Annotated in this window: 19 protein-coding genes; 10 read left to right on the top strand and 9 right to left on the bottom strand. The window is 36.6% G+C overall.

Features of this window, described 5'->3' with window-relative positions:
• Positions 1–152: 152 nt before the first annotated feature.
• From PGH12_RS15885 to PGH12_RS15850, 8 genes are all read left to right on the top strand, one after another.
• Positions 153–1,814 carry a glycoside hydrolase family 28 protein gene (locus PGH12_RS15885; RefSeq protein ID WP_267598454.1) on the top strand — a complete coding sequence of 554 codons (1,662 nt, stop codon included), beginning with the start codon at positions 153–155 and terminating at the stop codon, positions 1,812–1,814.
• 328 nt (positions 1,815–2,142) lie between these two features.
• Complete coding sequence (locus tag PGH12_RS15880) at positions 2,143–3,045, top strand: alpha/beta hydrolase (protein ID WP_271286775.1); 903 nt, start codon at positions 2,143–2,145, stop codon at positions 3,043–3,045.
• Positions 3,046–3,264: 219 nt separating this feature from the next.
• Positions 3,265–4,239: a pectinesterase family protein gene (locus PGH12_RS15875; RefSeq protein WP_267598452.1), complete on the top strand. Its 975-nt coding sequence runs from the start codon at positions 3,265–3,267 to the stop codon at positions 4,237–4,239.
• A gap of 270 nt (positions 4,240–4,509) precedes the next feature.
• A complete protein-coding gene (locus PGH12_RS15870) occupies positions 4,510–5,247 on the top strand; it encodes a rhamnogalacturonan acetylesterase (protein WP_267598451.1) in 738 nt (245 codons plus the stop codon).
• Positions 5,248–5,431: 184 nt separating this feature from the next.
• The gene (locus PGH12_RS15865; RefSeq protein WP_267598450.1) at positions 5,432–5,773 is read left to right on the top strand and encodes a cupin domain-containing protein; all 342 of its coding nucleotides are present in this window, start codon (positions 5,432–5,434) and stop codon (positions 5,771–5,773) included.
• A gap of 60 nt (positions 5,774–5,833) precedes the next feature.
• Positions 5,834–6,733, top strand: a complete 900-nt coding sequence (locus tag PGH12_RS15860; protein WP_267598449.1) for an alpha/beta hydrolase — start codon at positions 5,834–5,836, stop codon at positions 6,731–6,733.
• Positions 6,734–6,775: 42 nt separating this feature from the next.
• Positions 6,776–7,678, top strand: a complete 903-nt coding sequence (locus PGH12_RS15855) for an alpha/beta hydrolase (RefSeq protein ID WP_267598447.1) — start codon at positions 6,776–6,778, stop codon at positions 7,676–7,678.
• A 197-nt stretch (positions 7,679–7,875) separates the two neighbouring features.
• The gene (locus PGH12_RS15850) at positions 7,876–10,350 is read left to right on the top strand and encodes a glycoside hydrolase family 95 protein (RefSeq protein WP_267598446.1); all 2,475 of its coding nucleotides are present in this window, start codon (positions 7,876–7,878) and stop codon (positions 10,348–10,350) included.
• Positions 10,351–10,494: 144 nt separating this feature from the next.
• Here PGH12_RS15850 and pelA read toward each other — a convergent pair whose 3' ends face one another.
• Both pelA and PGH12_RS15840 read right to left on the bottom strand, forming a co-directional pair.
• Positions 10,495–11,520: a pectate lyase gene (gene pelA, locus PGH12_RS15845; protein ID WP_267598444.1), complete on the bottom strand. Its 1,026-nt coding sequence runs from the start codon at positions 11,518–11,520 to the stop codon at positions 10,495–10,497.
• A gap of 6 nt (positions 11,521–11,526) precedes the next feature.
• Complete coding sequence (locus PGH12_RS15840) at positions 11,527–12,711, bottom strand: BT3233 family polysaccharide utilization protein (protein WP_267598443.1); 1,185 nt, start codon at positions 12,709–12,711, stop codon at positions 11,527–11,529.
• 129 nt (positions 12,712–12,840) lie between these two features.
• On the opposite strand from PGH12_RS15840, the gene PGH12_RS15835 reads away from it, so the two are divergent.
• Positions 12,841–13,035 (top strand): hypothetical protein, encoded by a 195-nt coding sequence (locus tag PGH12_RS15835; protein WP_267598441.1) that lies wholly within the window; start codon positions 12,841–12,843, stop codon positions 13,033–13,035.
• Between the two features lie 15 nt (positions 13,036–13,050).
• Positions 13,051–13,326: a hypothetical protein gene (locus PGH12_RS15830; protein WP_267598440.1), complete on the top strand. Its 276-nt coding sequence runs from the start codon at positions 13,051–13,053 to the stop codon at positions 13,324–13,326.
• A 311-nt stretch (positions 13,327–13,637) separates the two neighbouring features.
• On the opposite strand, the gene PGH12_RS15825 is transcribed toward PGH12_RS15830, so the two are convergent.
• The 7 genes from PGH12_RS15825 to PGH12_RS15795 form a co-directional block, all read right to left on the bottom strand.
• Positions 13,638–14,078 carry a cupin domain-containing protein gene (locus PGH12_RS15825; protein WP_267598439.1) on the bottom strand — a complete coding sequence of 147 codons (441 nt, stop codon included), beginning with the start codon at positions 14,076–14,078 and terminating at the stop codon, positions 13,638–13,640.
• A gap of 185 nt (positions 14,079–14,263) precedes the next feature.
• On the bottom strand, positions 14,264–15,217 hold the full coding sequence (locus PGH12_RS15820; RefSeq protein WP_267598438.1) for a DUF2931 family protein: 954 nt from the start codon (positions 15,215–15,217) through the stop codon (positions 14,264–14,266).
• Positions 15,218–15,471: 254 nt separating this feature from the next.
• A complete protein-coding gene (locus tag PGH12_RS15815) occupies positions 15,472–16,488 on the bottom strand; it encodes a DUF2931 family protein (RefSeq protein WP_267598436.1) in 1,017 nt (338 codons plus the stop codon).
• Positions 16,485–18,056, bottom strand: a complete 1,572-nt coding sequence (locus tag PGH12_RS15810; protein WP_267598435.1) for a phospholipase effector Tle1 domain-containing protein — start codon at positions 18,054–18,056, stop codon at positions 16,485–16,487. Before PGH12_RS15810 ends, PGH12_RS15815 begins: the two co-directional genes overlap by 4 nt.
• The gene (locus tag PGH12_RS15805) at positions 18,040–18,213 is read right to left on the bottom strand and encodes a hypothetical protein (RefSeq protein ID WP_267598433.1); all 174 of its coding nucleotides are present in this window, start codon (positions 18,211–18,213) and stop codon (positions 18,040–18,042) included. Before PGH12_RS15805 ends, PGH12_RS15810 begins: the two co-directional genes overlap by 17 nt.
• 10 nt (positions 18,214–18,223) lie before the next feature.
• Complete coding sequence (locus PGH12_RS15800; protein ID WP_267598431.1) at positions 18,224–20,122, bottom strand: type VI secretion system Vgr family protein; 1,899 nt, start codon at positions 20,120–20,122, stop codon at positions 18,224–18,226.
• A 60-nt stretch (positions 20,123–20,182) separates the two neighbouring features.
• Complete coding sequence (locus PGH12_RS15795; protein ID WP_267598427.1) at positions 20,183–20,323, bottom strand: hypothetical protein; 141 nt, start codon at positions 20,321–20,323, stop codon at positions 20,183–20,185.
• Between the last annotated feature and the right edge of the window lie 236 nt (positions 20,324–20,559).

Genomic DNA, 20,559 nt, shown 5'->3' with positions numbered 1-20,559 from the left:
TTGCACATCAATTGAAATTTAAATTTCAATAAAATTTTTGAAAGTCGCTGAAATTGTTGGGAACAAAAAATAAAATACCAAACCTAACGGGTTTTCGAAACCCGTTAGGTTTAAACACAATCATCAACAGAAAAATAATAAGAATATATATAATGAAGAAGTCAATCAAAATACTAGGTCTTGTCGCAGCAATGATGTTTTCGGGACAGATCTATGCTCAAAATACAGATATTTACAAAGGCATTGAGTTTAAAATGCCAAAAGTGACTGAAACTTCTTTCGCCGCAAATACTGTATCCATCAAAGATTTTGGAGGTGTCGCCGGTGGAAGTGTAAAAAACACCGAAGCTTTTAAAAAAGCAATCGATGCATTGGTGAAAAAAGGTGGCGGAAAATTGGTTGTTCCGAGAGGCCTTTGGTTAACCGGACCTATCGTTTTGCAAAGCAACATCAACCTTCATGTGGAAGACGGCGCGATGATTATTTTCAGCACAGATAAAAGCGATTATCCTTTGGTAGACGTAAGTTTTGAAGGTTTAAATACGATCCGTTGCCAGTCTCCGATATCGGCTAGAAATGCTAAAAATATTGCGATCACAGGAAAAGGCGTTATCGACGGAAGCGGTGATGCATGGAGAGCTGTAAAAAAAGGAAAATTATCCGAAACTGAATGGAAAAAATTCGTTGCATCAGGCGGAATCGTTTCTAAAGACGGAAAAACCTGGTATCCATCCGAAAGCTATAAAAAAGGATTTGAAGGAAGCTCAAATTTCAATGTTCCCGATAAAATCGACAAGGCTGAACTGGAATCTGTGAAAGATTTTCTTCGTCCGGTGATGGTGAGCATCGTAGGTTGCGATCAGGTTTTACTGGATGGCCCGACTTTCCAGAATTCGCCCGCCTGGAACCTTCATCCACTGATGACTTCCAATTTAATTTTAAGAAATCTTACCGTTAGAAACCCTTGGTATTCTCAAAACGGTGACGGTGTAGATTTGGAATCCTGCAAAAATGTTCTGATCTATGACAATACTTTTGACGTGGGTGACGATGCAATCTGCATTAAATCGGGAAAAAATGAAGACGGAAGAAAAAGAGGAATGCCGACTGAAAATGTCATCATCAAAAACAATATGGTGTACCACGGTCACGGAGGTTTTGTAATCGGAAGTGAAATGTCTGGTGGAGCAAGAAACATGCATGTGTCAGACTGTACTTTCATCGGAACAGATATTGGTCTCCGTTTCAAAACAACCCGTGGAAGAGGTGGTGTTGTTGAAAATATTTATATCAAAAACATTGATATGATCAACATTCCGACGCAGACCATTGGTTTTAATATGTTCTACGAAGGTGCTTCGCCGGTTCTGGAAGACGGACAGAAAGCGGAAGGAAACAAAGCTCCGGAAAAAACATATCCAGTAACTGAAGAAACGCCAGTCTTCAGAAATATTTACTTTAAAAATATTACTGCAACCAATTCTGATGAAGCAATTACTTTATTCGGCTTGGCAGAAATGAACCTTAAAAATATCGTGATTGAAGATTCTCAGTTTGAGACTAAAAAAGGTTTAAGCATCGTCGATGCAGACGGAATTCAGCTTAAAAACGTAAAACTGAAATATTCAGAAGGAACGGGAGCTACGATTTACAACAGTAAAAACATTGATTTGGCAGGTTTAAAACTGGAATCTACTCAGAAGCCAACTATCAAAGTGTTAGGAGCAAAAACCACTTCGGTAAAACTTCCGAAAGACGTAAAAGGCGAGCAGCTGAGCATCTCAAAAGAGATAGCAAAGAATGCAGTGAAGTAATTTGAGATTTGAAGTTTGAGATTTGAAATTCGTAATTCGGGATTTAAGCTCAGAAGAAATTGGAAGTTTGGGAATCAAAGTCCCAAAGGGACGATTTTCTTAGGATAGGATGTAATCCTATCAGGATTAAGAATATTAGACTTGAAATTTCGATGCGAGATCAGCGCACAAGAAAAATTTTAATTTTTCAACTTATGTGGTCTGAAATATTCTCAAACATGTAAACTTAAAAGTTTCTAATGTGTCAAAAACTTTTGTGACTTTTGACTCCGTCGAATCTAAAGATTTGTGGTTAAAAGTTTTGCTTAAAGCACCAAATATTATAAAAATGAGTTTTCACAAACTATATTTTCTTTTTGTTTTTTTTGTAGGAGCAACAGCATTCGGTCAGACAAAGCCGAATGCTACTCCTTACACAAACGAAGCAACATATGAAAAATTAAAAAAGAAACATCCGTTCATCACGCCTTTGAACAGAACAGTTCCGCCCAACATCGGGATCGATAAAGATGTAGAATACACCAATATCCACGGACTTTCCCTGAAGGCCGACATCTACTATCCTCTCGACAAATCCAAAAAATATCCTGCAGTGGCACTGGTTCACGGTGGCGGCTGGATTTCCGGAAGTAAGGAAAATGAAAAATATATGGCTCAGGAATTAGCGGCGAAAGGTTATGTAGCCATTGCCGTCGGTTACCGTCTGAGCGAAGTGGCAAAATATCCCGCAGCGATTGATGACGTAAAAAATGCTATTAAATATTTAAAGAAAAACAAGAAGAAATATTCTTTAAATACTAAAAAAATCGGAATTTTAGGTGAATCAGCGGGAGCACAGATTGCCACTTTGGTTGGTGTAAAATCTAAAGGAAAAATAAAAGCCATCGTCAATGTGGACGGAATTGTTTCTTTCATTCACCCTGAAGCCGAAGAAAGTACGTATGCATCTTATTGGCTTGCTGGAGACAGAAATGTCAATCTGAAAAACTGGACAGATGCTTCGCCGTTGGAATTTGTAGATAAAAATACGCCTCCTACCCTATTTATCAATTCTTCTCAACCCCGTTTTCATGCAGGACGAGACGATATGATGAAAATATTAAAAAGCTACAATATCTTTACAGAATATCATGAAATCAAAGATACTCCGCACTCATTCTGGTCTGCCGAACCTTGGTTTACAGAAACTTTAGATTTAACACTTCAGTTTTTAGATAAAAATTTGAAGTAAGGTTTAGGTTTAGGTTTAGGTTTAGGTAAAATTAAAACGCAAAGATTTATTTTGATTGAAAACATTTAAGGAGCAAAGAATAATCAATAAATTGATTTTAAGCGAACACATATTTTCAAGCTTAAGCAACTCGTTGCATTCTTTGCTCCTTAATTTTTACAGATTTTAAATTAAAACCTTTGCGTTTAAAAAAATAAGAATCAATCATAAAATATATTTATGAAAAAAATATTTTTAATCATTCTCTTTTCAGTAACCAATTTTGTATTGGCACAAAGCAATCCGTACATCACCGTTACCGTGGCGCTAGACGGCAGCGGCCAATTCACTTCCATTCAAAAAGCCATAACCTCCATCAGAGATCTCGGTCCGGGAGAAGCTTTGGTAAAAATAAAAGCAGGTACGTATCACGAAAAAATTGTGATTCCTTCGTCAAAACATAAAATCACTCTGCAGGGTGAAAGTAAGGAAAACACCATCATTACCAATGACGACTATTCCGGAAAACTGGATGCTCTGAATGAGAAAATGACAACATTCAATTCGTACACGCTTTTGGTGATGTCGGATGATATTAAGATTTCAAATCTGACCATTCAAAACTCATCCTGCAACCAAGGACAAGCCGTTGCGCTTCACGTGGAAGGCGACCGTTTTATCATCAGAGATTCTAAAATTTTAGGCTGCCAAGACACGGTTTACACTGGCGGAAATCACAGCAGACAGTATTATGAAAACTGTTATATTGAAGGAACAACTGATTTCCTATTTGGTTCGGCGACCGTGGTTTTCAAAAACTGTACGATAAAAAGTTTAGCCAATTCTTACATTACAGCAGCATCAACCGATCAGTCAAAAAGTTTTGGTTATGTATTTTTCGACTGTAAATTGATTGCTAAAGAAGATATTAACAAAGTATTTTTGGGCAGACCATGGAGACCGTACGCAAAAACGGTTTTCATCAACACCGAAATGGGCAGTCATATCGTTCCCGAAGGCTGGAACCCATGGAAAGGCGACAAAATGTTTCCCGACAAAGACAAAACCGCCTACTATGCAGAATACAACAGCAAAGGCGAAGGCGGAAAAACAGAAAACCGTGTCGCGTGGTCACATCAGGTGACAAAAAAAGAGGCAAAAAAATACACGGTCAAAAATATTCTCGGAGACTGGAATCCGAATATGAGTAATTAAGACCACAATAAAATGACATAGGAAAATGGAGCATTAAGAAAATTTAAATTTATTCCGTTAAAAAATTTCCACTGTTCGAAGCGCGAGACAGATTTGAATTAGAGCAGAAATTATGAATTCGCGCAAGTTTTGGGAATTTTAGGATTAAAATTTAATTTTTAGCGGAAGTTTCCAAGTCTTGTCCCGAAACTTCGGGATTGGTTCTTTTGTTTGACTACACCGAATCTGCGATTTCAAGACAAAAGAACATATTAATAAAAATTATTTAAAATGAAAAAAATACTTTTAATTCTAAGCATCATAATCTCAGCATTATCGATAGCTCAGAAAAAACCAACTCTATTTCTAATCGGTGACTCCACTATGTCAAACAAAGACAATCCCGATAAAAATCCGGAACATGGTTGGGGTCAGGTTTTGGGACAGTTTTTAACCCCAAATATTGAACTTCAAAACCACGCCATGAATGGAAGAAGCTCAAAAAGTTTCAGAACTGAAGGACGTTGGGACAAAGTGGAAAAACAACTGAAAAAAGGTGATTTCGTCATCATTCAGTTCGGTCATAATGATCAGAAACTGAAAGATTCAACGAAATTTACCAATCCGCATACGCAATACAGAGCCAATCTGGAAAGATATGTGAACGAAACAAGAGCGAAAGGCGCAACACCGATTTTAATGACTTCCATTACACGAAGAAACTTCAACGAAAATGGAGTTTTAATTGACACACACACCGATTATCCTTTGATGGTCAGATTAGTTGCCGACGATATGAAAGTCGCATTCGTCGACATGCAGTTACTGACCGAACAAATGGAAATTGCTGCAGGCCCGGAGAAATCTAAACTTTTGCATTTGTACTTTAAAGCTGGCGAAAATCCGTATTACGACAAAGACAAAGCTGATGACACGCATTTATCAAGATTAGGCGCTGAAACTGTTGCTAAACTCGCAGTCAAAGATTTGAAGAAATTAAAAACCGGTTTGGAGAAATATATTAAATAAAGGTTGCACAGATAACACAGATCTTCACAGATGAAAATTAAAAAATCTGCTTAATCTGTAAAATCTACGAGAGAAAATAACACCTAATTTGTCATCCTGCAAGGATCTATGCTTACTTTTCGCAGTTTAGATGCTTACAGCATGACAAACTGGGTAAAACAAGTTTAAAATCAAAAAGAATACTATGAATTTCAAAAAAGAACCTTTTTTCGACGGCAATTCCGAATGGGAAGATTTAGGAGGCGGTGTCTCCCGACAGTTTGTAGGATACAACTCTCAGGTCATGATGGTCATCGTTCAATTTGAGAAAGATGCAATCGGAACTTTACACCAGCATTTTCATTCGCAAATCACATATGTTACCGAAGGAAAATTTGAAGTAACGGTCGACGGAGAAACCAAAATCTTACAGAAAGGTGACGGATTTTTTGCGCAGCCGAATATTTTCCATGGCGTGAAATGTCTTGAAGCAGGAAAACTGATTGACTCATTTACTCCGTTTAGAGAAGATTTTCTGAAAGATTAAATTTTACAAAATCAAACCTCACAGGTTTTAGAAACCTGTGAGGTTTATCATTTTAAGACTATGAAAAAAGTAATTTTCCTTTATACAATTTTCTTTTTCATTCAGTTTTCAGCTCAGGAAAAAATAATTCTCTGGCCAAAAGGTGAAATGCCCAATTCTAAAATTTTAGCTTCAAAAACCAAGAAGAAAAAAGAACTGGCGGAATTAAAAGAACCTGAACTTTTCGCTTTTCTGCCTCCCGTAAAAGAAAGAAACCAAAAGTCCGTTATCATCATTCCAGGCGGTGGATATTCAAAACTCACTTACGATGAAGGAGCGTTTCAGATTGCTAAATGGATGAACAGTTTGGGCATTTCAGCATTTGTCTTAAACTACAGATTGCCTACCTCAACAGATTTAATTCAGAAAGAAATTGCGCCACTGCAGGATATTCAGTCTTCCATTAAATACATCCGAAAAAATGCTTCACAATGGCGAATTTCACCCGGTCAGGTCGGCGTTGTGGGAACTTCAGCAGGCGGACATTTGGCGACAATGGTCAGCAATATTTCTAGAGATTATACAGAATTAAAAGGTGATTGGGAAAACATTTCCACGATTCCTGATTTTGCGATTCTGTTTTGTCCGGTCATTGATCTGGGCGAATATGCTCACAAAGGAAGTCGTGACAGTTTGCTGGGTGAAAACGCTTCTCCAGAAAAAATCAGGGAATATTCAATGCAAAATTCTGTGACTGAAAAAACACCGCCAACAATTTTGTTTCATAATCAGGACGATACAGCCGTCCCGCCGATGAACAGTATTTTATATTTCAAGGAAATGACGAAAAATAAAGTAAAAGGTTCACTATTCATTTTTCCTAAAGGTGGACACCGATTTTTCGTTACCGACAAAGATCCACTGAACGAAAACTGGAAAAAACTGTGTGCAGACTGGCTTTTGACTATTGGTAATAAGTAATGGGTAATGAGTAATACAATTCTGTTTCTTAATTTTTTAACAATGAAAAAGTTCATTTTAATTTTCATCATTTTTCTTGGAATTCATATTTCAGCCCAGCAAAAAATTACGGTTTGGCAGAAAGGAGAAATGCCCAATTCCAAAGGCTTGAAATTAAACATCGTTGAAGAAAAAGAAGGCAGAATAACGCAGATTCAGGAGGCTGAACTGTTCTCTTTTCTTCCAGCCAAAGAAGAACGAAAAAAAATAGCCATCATCGTTATTCCTGGCGGTGGTTACAGACATTTGACCTACGATTTGGGCGGATATTCCTATGCAAAATGGCTTAACACTTTGGGAATTTCAGCTTTTGTTCTGAATTACCGCTTGCCAACTTCTCCGGATTTAAAGCAACGGGAAATCGGTCCTCTACAGGATATTCAGGCTGCCATAAAATTAATCAGAAAAAATGCCGCTCAATATGGAATTTCTCCTGACCAAATTGGAGTTTTGGGAACTTCAGCGGGTGGTCATTTGGCCGCTATGGCAAGTAATATTTCGACAGATTATACCGAATTAAAAGGCGATTGGACAAGTATTTCAACAGTTCCTAATTTTGCTATTCTGGTTTCTCCAGTTATTGATTTAGGTGAATTTGCGCACAAAGGAAGCCGAGACAATCTGTTGGGAGAAAATGCTTCTTCAGAAAAAATTAAAGAGTACTCTATGCAGAATCGGGTGACGGAAAAAACGCCTACAACGATTCTTTTTCATGCACAGAATGACAACGCCGTTCCTGTAATCAATTCAATTTTATATTACGAAGCCATGATCAAAAATAAAGTGAAAGGAGCGATGTTTATTTTCCCTGAAGGTGAACATAATATTGGAATTTTCAATAAGACAGAGCTGACGGATAACTGGAAGAAAATCTGTGCAGACTGGCTCAAAACAATAATTAAATAAAAATCTAAATTTGGGATAAAAATTTATTGATACAACATCGTCACTTCGAGTAGATTTTTGAAAAAAAATCGTATCGAGAAGTTGAGTTCCAAGAAAAATTCTCGATCCATTTTCTTTAATTTCTTAAAGAAACACTCGAATTGACGACAGCTTTAATATTTTAAATCATGATTAATTTACACTTCTAACAAAATAATATGCTAAAACTAATTCAACATAAAATCTTAATACTGGCTTGCGGAACAGTCATTTCTGTTTCGGCTTTTGCTCAGCAGAATTTAAAACTTACCTACAGCAAACCCGCAGAAAACTGGAATGAAGCTTTACCGATCGGGAACGGAAGATTGGGAGCGATGGTTTTTGGCGGTGCAATTCAGGAGCATCTTCAGTTGAATGAAGAAACAATCTGGGCCGGTGAACCGGGAAACAATGTTCCCAAAAATACGTTTGACAGCATTCAGAAAGTGCGGCGGTTAATCAATGAAGGGCAGTTTGAAAAAGCACAGGATTTAACGAATAAAACCTATCCGAGACAGTCTCCAAAAGACCTGAACTACGGAATGCCTTATCAGACAATGGGCGATCTGTTTTTGGACTTTAAAGGGCATGAAAATTTTAAAAATTACAACCGGACTTTAGATATTGAAAAAGCAGTCAGCACCGTTACTTATGAAGTGAATGGCGTGACTTTTAAGCGCGAGATCTTTTCTTCATTTGCCGATAATGTTATGGTGATTAAATTAACTTCCAGTAAAAAAGGAAGCCTGAATTTTGCTTTAAATGCTTCTACTCCACATAAAATCAATTCTATTTTCACAGAAAAAAATCAATTGGTGATCAATGGAACAAGTGGTTCTGCAGACAATAAAACCGGGAAAATTAATTTTAAAACCGTTGCTGTGCCCGTTTTAATAGGCGGAAAATTAACCTCAACAAAAGACAAGCTTGAAATTACCAATGCAGATGAAGTTGTAGTTTACGTTTCCATTGCCACGAATTTTAAAAAGTACAATGATCTTTCCGGAAATCCTGCTGCAAGAGTTTCAGAATATTTAAGATCAGCTTTAAACAAAAAATATGATGCTGAATTAAAGGCACACATTGAAAAATACCAGAAATATTTCAAACGTGTCAATTTAGATTTTGGAACAAGTGAACAAGCTCAAAAAACAACCGACGTCAGAATCAAGGAATTTGGAAATTCACAAGACCCGGATTTGGTGGCTTTATATTTCCAGTTTGGCCGTTATCTTCTCATTTCCTCATCGCAACAGGGAACTCAGCCTGCCAATCTTCAGGGAATCTGGAACTATCAGCTTAATCCTTCATGGGACAGCAAATACACGGTCAACATTAATACCGAAATGAATTACTGGCCTGCGGAAAATACCAACCTCAGCGAAATGCACGAGCCTTTGTTTGATATGATCCAGGATTTGTCGGTGACTGGAAAAGAATCTGCCAAAGAAATGTACCATGCAAGAGGCTGGAATATGCATCATAACACCGATCTCTGGAGAATTACAGGAATTGTTGACGGAGGTTTTTACGGAATGTGGCCGATGGGCGGAGCGTGGCTGACCCAACACGTCTGGAATCATTACTTATACACAGGAGACAGAGAATTTTTAAAGAAAAATTATGAGGCTTTAAAAGGTTGTGCATTGTTCTATTTAGACGTTTTGCAACAGGATCCTTCAAAAAAATACCTGGTGGTTTCGCCATCGATGTCGCCAGAAAATAAATACTTTAAAAACGTAAGCATCACCGCAGGAACTACGATGGATAATCAGTTGGTTTTTGATGTGTTTAATAATTTTATCAATGCTTCAAAAATTTTAAATCAGGATAAAAACCTGTCTGATGAAGTGAAATCAGCTTTGTCAAAACTTCCGCCAATGCAAATCGGGCAACACGGTCAATTGCAGGAATGGCTGACTGATATGGACAGAACCAATGACAAGCACAGACATATTTCTCATTTGTACGGTTTATTTCCATCAGGACAGATTTCACCTTTCAGAAATCCTGATTTAACGGAAGCCGCAAAAAATTCAATGACTTACAGAGGCGATAAATCCACAGGTTGGTCGATGGGTTGGAAAGTAAACTGGTGGGCAAGATTACTGGATGGAAACCGTGCTTTTAAATTGATTTCAGATCAATTATCTCCTGCTCCAACTGATAACAAAGGCGAATCCGGAGGAACCTATCCGAATCTTTTGGATGCGCATCCGCCGTTTCAAATCGATGGAAATTTTGGCTGCACTTCCGGAATCGCTGAAATGTTGCTCCAGAGTTATGACGGATACATTTATCTATTACCCGCCCTTCCCGATGCTTTACCGAACGGGTCTGTGAAAGGATTGAAAGCAAGAGGCGGTTTTGAAATCAATATGGAGTGGAAAAATTCCAAACTGACGAAATTGACCGTTAAATCTGCTTTGGGTGGAAATGCGAGAATAAGAGTGGCGAAAGGTTTAAATTTAAAATCTAAAACCAGTTTCACATTATCAAAAGGAGAAAACATCAACGAATACTATCAGCTTAACCTTATTAAATCACCTTTAAAATCTGACAAAGCAGAGCTGAAAGGTTTTGCTGTCCCGAAGACGGAGATGTTTGATTTTAAAACAGAAAAAGGCAAAGTTTATACTTTTGAAGCAAAATAGTTTCCCAAAGATTATTCAGATTTCCGAAATGTATTGCTTACAGAAGTCTGTGAAAACCTGAGTAATCTGTGGGAGATAAACACAAAAAATCCTGACACTTTATGCGTCAGGATTTCCTTTTTATTAAACCTACCAGTTGTTTTATTACTGGGTCAGTTTATTTCGCTTCAGCCATTTCGGAAATTCATTTTCAATCAGTTTTGTACCAGATTCATTGTACCAGCTATAGCCCATTCTGCGTTCCTCAGAAACATCTTCATAATTGAATTTTACGCTTCCGTCACGGTCACCGAAAACCGGTTTATTCGTCGGAATATCATAAAATCTCGCCCAGACAGCAGAACCTTCTTTCTTGCTTAACATACGGACTGCTTTATCACTTTCTTTCGAAACATTGTAGGTATAACCGTCAATTTTGCTTTCTTTAAACCACTGAATGGCTAATCTAATTGATTTTTCAATCTCCGGAGTTAAAGGCTGCATCATGAGAAATTTGACAATGTTCACAGATTCTCCCGTAGCCAGTGACATCGGTTCAAAAGCTCTTGCTTTCTCAGGAACCAAAGTAACTTCATTGTACTGATCTGCCCAGATCGATAACTTTCCGTTTTGAAGAACCTGAGTTTTTAAAACACAGGCAATTCCTTTTTGCAAGGCAACTTTTGACTTGTCCTTTAATTGAGAACTGACCACATCAAACCCTTCTTTTCCTTCTGAAATGTTGTACAAAATCATCAGCACATTAATCATCGCATTGTCATTGTACGTCACCTGTTTTCTGTAAACCGATGTATTTGGAAAATATTGCGGAAATCCGCCATTATCATACTGCATTGACAGCAGATATTCAATTCCTTTTTCTGCTGATTTCAGATACGCCGGATTTTTTGTAGTTCCGTAGGCTTTTATCAGACCGTTAATCTCCCTTGAAGTCGCATTGTTATCAATCGTCGCAAGATTATTATCGTTGGCTTTAATTATTTTTAAAAGTTTAGGATCAATCTTTTTCCTGTAATCCACATCTTTTTTGTCGCTCATGTGTTTTCCCCAGCCACCATTCGGAAGCTGATAGATCATCATTTTTTCGGCTAAAGTATCTTTTACCTGTGCCGAAACTGCTGAAAAAGCCAGACAAAATACAGCAATTGAAAGTTTTGATTTTATGATCATTTGAATTTATTTAATAGTGATAATTAACGGATTGGCAACAGTTTTCGCCTGCTTCTGCAGAATATTTTCCCAATCTTCATGAGTTTGAATCTGTCCGCTTTTCTGCCATGCAAATCCTGCGTAATAAGTCAGTTTCTTTTGTGGTTTTGTTACAACCAGCAAATTACTCTGGTCGGGGGTTTCAGATTTAAAAGCTACAGATTTCTGAACGATTTTCGGATCCACAACAATTCCTTCACCAACAAAAGCATCATCAATTTTTTCCCAGTGCAGGTAATATCCGTTTTTGTCATTCAGCTTAGATTCGCCTTCATTTTTATGCAGAGAAATTCCGATGGTATAGTTTGGAACAGGTTTTTCAGCTTCAAAAGTCGATTCGAATTTAGAAAAATTTGAACCTAAATCAAGAGAAATTCTTTTGGTTTCTTTCACGCTAAATTCGCTCCACGGCGCATAGGTCAGTTCAAAAACAGTTCTCAACGGACCTTCTGCAATGGTTTTTGAAGTAACAAAATTTTGCGAAACCTGTAGTTTTTCATCCTTCCAGATTCCGATTCCTCCCGTTCCACGGCTGTCTCCAACATGATAAGGATCGTAGCCTTCACCTCTTGTGTCTTTGTGATAATACATCGGATCGGTGAGATAGCCTTTGTACCATTCGTTGATCACGGATTTTTCAGTTCTCTTCAGCCAAATATCGACACCGCTGGAAAGTGTACTTCCTTTTACTTTTGCCAAAGCTTCTGCCTGACCTTTCGGACCATACACTCTGAAAGCAATTTTGTCATTCTCCCACGTATAATCATCTACTCTTTCCGGAACTAATCTCGAATAAGTTGTCAGTTTACTTTCGGGAACTGGTGTATTGGCATCAGCTGAAATCGTATATGAGTTTGTTTTCTTGGCATCCAGTTTTGCCGGAAAAAGAAGTTCGTCATTTTTTCCGTCGCCATCGTTATCAATCCACTGAATGGGAAGATATTGGTTTTGGGCATCTTTTATTCTTAAATCTTCCGCTTTATTTTTTCCTAAAAATGCCTTCAACTGCTTTGTTGAAACAGAAACAACTTCATTTCTGGCAAAACCCTGGGTGTTTTTAACCTGAATTGTAGTTTGAGCACCGACATAATTTGAAGCTATGCAAACGATTGCACAACATGCCCCAAATTTTAATATTTTATTTAAAAACATGAAATGTTATTTTCTCAAAAGTATAAATATTATCAATAAAAAAGCATTTTTAAACCTTAAAAGTTTCTTAAAACATAAGTATGTTCACTTTTTGAACAAAATTTTCTATTTTGAGATAAAATTAAACCTATGAATGAGAATTCCAACTTTTACGAAATACAACGGTTCAGGCAATGGTGGCTTTGGCTTATTCTCATCTTCATTTTAGGAATTACCATTTATAATTTCATTGATAATCATGAATATTTCTCAACCGGAGAATTGATTGCCTCATCTGCGGTCACAGCAATCATTTTCACACTGTTCTTCATGATTAAACTTTAAACTAAAATCGATGATTTGGGAATACAGGTAAGATTTTTCCCATTTCATCTACAATATAGATATTTTCCCTGGAAGAAGATTAAGAAAGTATCGATCAGAAGCTATTCACCGATTACAGAATATAGTGGTTGGGGACTAAGAATTGGTATGTTTGGAAGAGGAAAAGCTTACAACATTTCCGGAAATATCGGACTTCAACTGGTTTTTAAAGACGGTAAAAGGTTATTGATAGGGACGCAAAAATCAGCAGAAATAAAGCAGTTTTTAAAGAACAAAAAATTAACGCCGTGATCGAAAAAGACCTGAAGAATTACTCCACCTTAGTATCAGTGATCGTACTCTTATTACTCATCCTAACCGTGATACTGAACAAAAATAAACCAGATTGGCATTGCGGGATTTTGCCAATACTGACAATGATTATTTTTTTACCAGTACAGATTATTTTAAATATTATTGTTGTTAAAGTTAAAACAAAAAAAACAGCAAACCGTATCTTTCATGCTTCTATTCTTCTGCTGCTTACCACAGTAATATTATTCACGAGATTTCTATTTTGTAATTGATTGATTTGAAATCAAAAACTCAATGTCAGATCTGTGTTACTTCAAATCCTTCTTTATCACCAAATATTTCAAATCCTGATCTCCAGCATTACTTATACCATGCTCCGAATTGGGCGGGCAGTACAAACTTGTGTTCGGACTCACTACCACCGTTTTGCCATTCAGATAAAAAGAAGCTTTCCCTTCAAGAATGTAAAAAAATTCTTCCTCAGTATGGCGGTGTGGCGCATGTGTAGATTTTCCAGGTTGTACAATGCTCATCTTTAAAGTATTTTCTTCGGTGAACTTTTTATCAGCAAACCAATATTGATAACCAGAATTGGACTTTTTCGCTTTGGTTAAATCAAATTTATTGACACAGTTTTCAATAGTATATTTTGTAGAATCCTGAACTTTTGATATTTTTTGAGCATTTAAACTTTGATGAAATAAAAAACTTATGGCGCAAGCGAGTGTAAATTGGGATAACTTTTTCATACCTAATAATATGAAAAGAATTTGATTTTTGTAATTATAAAGAGTAATTATTTTTCAAATTTATACATATTTAATTTTTATAAATTTAAAATCAGTAGTCATTTTGTGATTCTGATGAAAGTTAACCTGTTTTTTCAAATTAAAACTCTCTACATCCTTATCGTTTTAAATCAAGCTTTGTAATCCTAATACTCCCACATATTATCAAAATCAACTTTTTTGATCGGAATTTCTTTCTCGCCCTGTTTGAAAATTAAACTGCGATTGCTAAAATCTGCCTTCATGCGTAAAATGATTTCTATCGGCTTATCGGCATCTGCTTGTCTGAATAAACCCATTATTTCTTCTTCGTCAAAGGGTTTGACTTCAAAAACTGTTTGAGCTTTTTTGCTGTCTTCAAAAAGAAAATTTAACTGTTTGGGTACAGCTCTTGGCTTAAAAGGATTTTCTTTAATGGGTTCAATAATATTCTTATTAAAAATAGTTTCTTCTTCTCCATTAAACATTTTAAAGCCTGTATTCATTAACTGATGTCCCTTAATTTCAGTTTTTGCACGCCAATTGTATTTTTTCCTGTAGATATCCCAAATATCATATTGGATGCCTTTCTTTTTTAGATTCTCATAAGCTTCAGGAACCGATTCTGATTTGTCAAAATATTTCTCTTGTGTTATGGTTGGATTTCCCGGCACAAAATCTTTCATTGCTACATGGGTTTCTTTTGCCTGAAAACGTGCTACTTCTATTTGCTGATCATCACCATAGACCCAAACCACGACTATGCCACCAGGCGCACAGTTCACTATTATTTCAGTGTAATTTGAAGCTTTACCGGTTCGCCAGTCTATAGTTCCTTTTTCAAAAAGTTTTTTCAAGGTATCTATTGGCATATCCCAACTGCCTGTATAAAATTTGTTCTCCATATAAGATGCCCAGGTAATATCCATTTTTACAGGAAGTGCTTTTAAGTCTTCGCCTTGGGAGTGTGTAGAACCATCATTGCCCCAGCCATTATGATTAATAGCGGCAGTAGGAATATAAACACTACCACCATCTTCTAAATAAAAATGACCATCATGGATTCTTGTTGGATATAATTCGGGAGCATTAGCTGTGGGTAACCATTCGTATTTTTTCATTTCGGGCTTACAGGATATTAGAATTATTAATAATAAAAATGTTAATATTTTCATGAGTTGGGTTCTATTTATGAAATCTAACAATGGTTTTGCCTACAATTTTGTAGTTGGGCAAATAAGCCCCGGTAATATCTCCAAATTTAGAATTCCAGTGAATGTATTTGTTTCTTGATCGTGTCAATATTGTGGTCATAAACTTTTAGATTGAAACTTTCTACCTCTTTTGTGTTTTTTAAATCGAGCATTTTTTAATCCTAATACTCCCACATATTATCAAAATCAACTTTTTTGATCGGAATTTCTTTCTCTCCCTGTTTGAAAATTAAACTGCGATTGCTAAAATCTGCCTTCATGCGTAAAATGATTTCTATCGGCTTGTCGGGATCTGCTTGTCTGAATAAACCCATGATTTCTTCTTCGTCAAAGGGTTTGACTTCAAAAACGGTTTGAGTTTTTTTGTTGTCTTCAAAAAGAAAATTTAACTGTTTGGGTACAGCTCTTGGTTTAAAAGGATTTTCTTTAATGGGTTCAATAATATTCTTATTAAAAATAGTTTCTTCTTCCCCATTAAACATCTTAAAGCCTGTGTTCATCAATTGATGCCCCTCAATTTCAGTTGTTGCACGCCAATTGTATTTTTTCCTGTAAATATCCCAAATATCATATTGGATGCTTTTCTTTTTTAGATTCTCATAGGCTTCAGGAACTGATTCTTTTATATCAAAATACTCTTCATAAGAGAGAGTTGGATTACCAGGAATTAAATCTTCCATGGCGACATGGGTTTCTTTTGCCTGAAAACGTGCCACTTCTATTTGCTGGCTATCACCATAGACCCAAACCACCACAATGCCACCAGGCGCACAGTTCACTATTATTTCATCATAATTTGAAATTTTACCGGTTCGCCAGTCTATAGTTCCTTTTTCAAAAAGTTTTTTTAGGGTATCTATTGGCATATCCCAACTGCCTGTATAAAATTTCTTCTCCATATAGGATGCCCATGTAATATCCATTTTTACAGGAAGTGCTTTTAAGTCTTCGCCTTGGGAATGTGTAGAACCATCGTTGCCCCAGCCATTAGAATTTACACCCGCTGTAGGAATATAAACACTTTTACCATCTTCCAAATAAAAATGACCGTTATGAATGTAAGTTGGGTAAAGTTCTGGTGCATTAGCTGTAGGTAGCCATTCATATTTTTCCATTTTTGCTTGACAAGAGATTAATAAGGTTAGAAATAGTAAGGTTAGTACAATTATTTTTTTCATGAGTTGGGTTCTATTTTACGAAATCTAACAATGGTTTTGCCTACAATTTTGTAGTTGGGCAAATAAGCCCCGGAAATAGCTCCAAATTGAGAATTCCAGTGAATATATTTGCTTCTCAATCGGTTCAGCATATTATGGTCATATACTTTTAAATTGAAATTTTCTACCTCTTTTGCATTTTTTAAATCGAGTTTTTTTCGCATTTTTTCAATCTCTGGTTTGGTATGGTAGGTCATTTTCGGTAGTTCACCATTAATATACTTTTCTAAACGCTGTTTTACTTTGTTTAAATCTAACTCGTCTGGTTTGCCCTGTTTTGGAATCCCAAAATATTTATTCAAATCAGTCATTTTTATAGTTCCAGCATATTCCTTATTGAGTTTTTCTGCCATAAGATGTAGCGTAACAAAACTATAGGTATTGCGAATACCTTTGCGATTGATATGAGTTTCGTGCCAATAGTTGGGGCGTACAACTTCTAATTCTTTAAACCAGCCCTGAGCAATTAAATCGTTTAAATCGTTGTTGAGTATTTCATCCCATTCTTCATCACTGCGACCTCCCGATACATTATCAAAATCCATAATCTGAACATCATCTTCATCCATCTTATCGGTATAGCAACCGCCAACATCAGAATGCACACCGGGTAAATAAAAATCCTGACCGCCTGCCCGCTTTGTTGGGGTAAGCATAAAATTTTTGCGGTGCTCATCGGCAGCACAAAAATGTATTATTTTTTTTGCTTTATACAAATCATTGACTTCTAAATTAAGACTATTCAAATGCAATTCTTTAACATCATTTGTATAATCTGGATTTATCGTTGTATTTGTCGCATTGGGATCATAAGAAGAAACCGTATCATAAAGACCTACAAATCTTATATTAATTCGTGAATATTCAATTTTTTTTAGTTTTAACTGTAATCCCAAGTGGCCATTTTTTGGAAATTCTTTTTCAGTAGTTTCTACCTTGTAATCATCTGTTTTAATCTTTACACTTCCTGTTCCCACTATTTTAGTTCCATCCAATGGTAAGTATTTGTTTTTGCTTATTTCATAAATAAAGTTTCTGGCTGCTGCCGATCCTCTGCTAAATCCAAAAACATCAAGAGTAAGGGTGTTTATTTTATCTCTGTCATTTAATTTTTTTATTTTTTTAGCAATCAACTCACACCCTTTTCTTACTTTTGCAATAACTCCTTGTTTACCAGCACCAAAGGCGACACCGAGATGATCTAATTTATCATCGGTATCTGCACCCAAATCATCAGTACCAATACCTTCAATATATACACTGTCTACATATTTTTCTTTTTTATAATGCAGTTCTTTACGAGCCACATTAGAAAGATCATTCATGTAACTATCATCTTCCTTATTAGAATATTTCCTGTAAGCATCTTTTTCCTCTTGAGTCGGTTTGTAGCCAGATAGATTTCCTCCAGCCTGTGTATTTCTGCGGTTATTCTGAGTTCCGTCAAAAAAAACGCCTATTCTTATATCTACAGTGCCTTTTGGTGGCGGTGGTGGGGTATATTCTCCGAAACTAACGTTTGTTGCCATCTGCGATTATTTTTTTATTACTAGCCAAAACCATATTCTCTTTTGTTGCTTCCATATTGATCTTCTCCGCTATTTTCTCTAACTTTCCTCCAACATATAGTTTATAATCGTTTGTTACTATAATTGTCATATTTTTTGCATTTTTTCGTATAGCCATATTTTAAATTTTAGAAAAGTTTAGATTTTTCGGCACTGTTAAACTCTACGATCTTCCCACTTTGCATGGTCATATTTTCTTTCGCGCTAAAGACAGAAACTTCTCCTGCAACTTCATTAGAAATTTGGGCTTGTCTTTTAAAATCTTTTGCTACAACTTCTGTTCTCATATCAGATGTTTCTCGTATTTCCCCAGAAGCAGTCTGCATAATATCAGTCCCTGCAACGGAAGTAATATTATCATTGGCAGAATTTGAAATGTTATTTCCGGCACTTACCGATACATCTTTGCCTGCTGTCATCGTAATGTTTTCTCCTGCATTTAATGTGAAGTTTTTAGGCGCATTCACATTAATATTTCCCTGTCCATCCATCAGATAAGTATTCCCACTCGGATCTTCTATAAAAACACTTCCCTCCGCATCGTTTAAAATAATCTTTGTTCCGCTTCTCGTGTGAATCACTTTCTTATCGTTTCCACTTGTGTGATAAGAACTCGTCTCCCCACCATTATAATGCGTTCCCATCACAAAAGGCTTCTCAGCATTGCCGCTTTCGTGACCCACCAAAACTTCTTCCCCAATCTCAGGGATAAAATGGAAACCCTTTCCCGATCCCGAATGTGGCTGTATCAACCTTACCCACGGTGTTTTCTCTCCTTTATTTTCCTGCCACGGAAACTGCACGCGAACTCTTCCCATTCCCATCGGATCATTATTATCCATCACTCTTGCAGGCTGTTCTTCGCCTTTTGGTACGGCTTCTGTGTCAAGATAAGGCACGGCACTGAATATATCCGGGATTCCTACAAATTCGTTGTAATAATCGCCTGGTTCGTAAACGTGCTTGATTTCTATAATTCGGTAGGTTTCCATCGCCTTGCCATTAATGTCGGAGAGTTTTGCGCGCCCGCCAATCTTCAGTTCGGGAGTTTTACTTCTGCCTTTTACCTGCATCAGATTCTCACGCTTTTCACGTTCCAGTCGTACCGCTTCCGCCAACTGACCTTCTGACCAATTCTGGATTCCCGTATGGTTGAAGTGCATTTTTGGCTTCTTTTTAAACACACTTTTTGAGGCATTCGTTGCAATTACCTGAAACAGATTTTCTTTGTATTGGCTTCTTGCGTTGCTGCTGTCTTTTTCTATTCTGGCCCCGCTTTCGGTGTCGTAACCCGTGAAGGTAAAATCCTGAGCCTGAATCCGCATTTCGAATTCAATATCAATCAGATCTATATTTTCGCTGAGTTTCAGAATTGGCTGCACAGTGTTTCCGAAGATGAGTTTTTCGCCGTTGTAATAAAAATATTCTCCGTGACGGATTGCCAGTCTTTTAATGAACTGATAATCTGATTCCTTATACTGAACCGTGTAGGGAAGGTTTTTTTTGTTGAATTCACTCAGCGTAGCAGAAGCTATTTCTACTTTGGCTTCCTGCGGATAACCTTCAGTTACCTGTTTTACAATCTGCTCGAGGGTTTTGTCTTCAAAACTCTGGCAGTCTTTTCCGCTTTCCAGTAAAATGCTTAGCGCAAAACCGGTAATATAAAGTTCGCCGTAACCACCGCCTTCATCTTTTTTATTGCGGACATTTCCGATAATTCCCCTAAAGTAATGCTGACTTTTACCAAAACGCCAATACGTAATTCCTATCTCTTTTCCGAGCAGATTTTTAGAATTTTCCATCACGTAGCCTTTGAAAGTATCTAAGGCATCATCCGGAACCACGATCGTAAATCGGTCATGGTCATTAGTTTTTTGGCTCAGCTCTACCGTATAGCTGTTTTTTCGGATAAAATCTTTCCCGTCTAAAGTCAGAAGGCAATACACCAAAGGATTCGTTTTGTCGTGAAGCCAGTCTTCAAATCTGCGCGACGTACCGAATATCGTCGAGAAATCTTGGTTTTCCATTAGTTTATGATTGTTGAGTTTTAATTAAAATATTGATGTTAATAAACGATTGTTAAATTTTCATAGAAACAGCATTATGATCTCTCCTATAAAAAATAATATCTGCGTTTTTTCTTCCAAATGAGTAGGTTTTCTCGCCTGAACAGTTTTGTTGATTTGAGAATCTTTTTTTTCAACTTTAACTTTTGATTTATTTGACATATTCTATCGCTTTATTTAAGCCATTTAACTGTCTAGCACACACTAATAATTTTCTATGACCAGTAATTCAATCCCTTCCTATTCAATTTTTGAAATTAAATTATCAGAATAAATTGTTCGGCATTACTATATGCTAAATTCTATCTTCTACCTATTATGTTAGCGGTACGGAAAAACATCACGCTATCAAATTTATAAATTAAATTTCACCTCACCAACCTTTAAATAATAAATAT

Origin of the sequence: Chryseobacterium sp. CY350, assembly GCF_027945075.1 — a bacterium.
In the GTDB taxonomy this organism is placed as follows: domain Bacteria; phylum Bacteroidota; class Bacteroidia; order Flavobacteriales; family Weeksellaceae; genus Chryseobacterium.
Note: the sequence above shows the minus strand (reverse complement) of the source record. Positions and strands in the feature narration are given on the sequence as shown.

Coding starts and splice junctions, on each gene's coding strand:
- PGH12_RS15805 (WP_267598433.1), bottom strand. CDS start 18,213: ATGGCTATACGAAAAAATGCAAAAAATATGACAATTATAGTAACAAAC.
- PGH12_RS15865 (WP_267598450.1), top strand. CDS start 5,432: ATGAATTTCAAAAAAGAACCTTTTTTCGACGGCAATTCCGAATGGGAA.
- PGH12_RS15835 (WP_267598441.1), top strand. CDS start 12,841: ATGAATGAGAATTCCAACTTTTACGAAATACAACGGTTCAGGCAATGG.
- PGH12_RS15870 (WP_267598451.1), top strand. CDS start 4,510: ATGAAAAAAATACTTTTAATTCTAAGCATCATAATCTCAGCATTATCG.
- PGH12_RS15795 (WP_267598427.1), bottom strand. CDS start 20,323: ATGTCAAATAAATCAAAAGTTAAAGTTGAAAAAAAAGATTCTCAAATC.
- PGH12_RS15880 (WP_271286775.1), top strand. CDS start 2,143: ATGAGTTTTCACAAACTATATTTTCTTTTTGTTTTTTTTGTAGGAGCA.
- PGH12_RS15855 (WP_267598447.1), top strand. CDS start 6,776: ATGAAAAAGTTCATTTTAATTTTCATCATTTTTCTTGGAATTCATATT.
- PGH12_RS15860 (WP_267598449.1), top strand. CDS start 5,834: ATGAAAAAAGTAATTTTCCTTTATACAATTTTCTTTTTCATTCAGTTT.
- PGH12_RS15810 (WP_267598435.1), bottom strand. CDS start 18,056: ATGGCAACAAACGTTAGTTTCGGAGAATATACCCCACCACCGCCACCA.
- PGH12_RS15875 (WP_267598452.1), top strand. CDS start 3,265: ATGAAAAAAATATTTTTAATCATTCTCTTTTCAGTAACCAATTTTGTA.
- PGH12_RS15820 (WP_267598438.1), bottom strand. CDS start 15,217: ATGAAAAAATACGAATGGTTACCCACAGCTAATGCTCCCGAATTATAT.
- PGH12_RS15800 (WP_267598431.1), bottom strand. CDS start 20,122: ATGGAAAACCAAGATTTCTCGACGATATTCGGTACGTCGCGCAGATTT.
- PGH12_RS15850 (WP_267598446.1), top strand. CDS start 7,876: ATGCTAAAACTAATTCAACATAAAATCTTAATACTGGCTTGCGGAACA.
- PGH12_RS15815 (WP_267598436.1), bottom strand. CDS start 16,488: ATGAAAAAAATAATTGTACTAACCTTACTATTTCTAACCTTATTAATC.
- PGH12_RS15825 (WP_267598439.1), bottom strand. CDS start 14,078: ATGAAAAAGTTATCCCAATTTACACTCGCTTGCGCCATAAGTTTTTTA.
- pelA (WP_267598444.1), bottom strand. CDS start 11,520: ATGATCATAAAATCAAAACTTTCAATTGCTGTATTTTGTCTGGCTTTT.
- PGH12_RS15885 (WP_267598454.1), top strand. CDS start 153: ATGAAGAAGTCAATCAAAATACTAGGTCTTGTCGCAGCAATGATGTTT.
- PGH12_RS15840 (WP_267598443.1), bottom strand. CDS start 12,711: ATGTTTTTAAATAAAATATTAAAATTTGGGGCATGTTGTGCAATCGTT.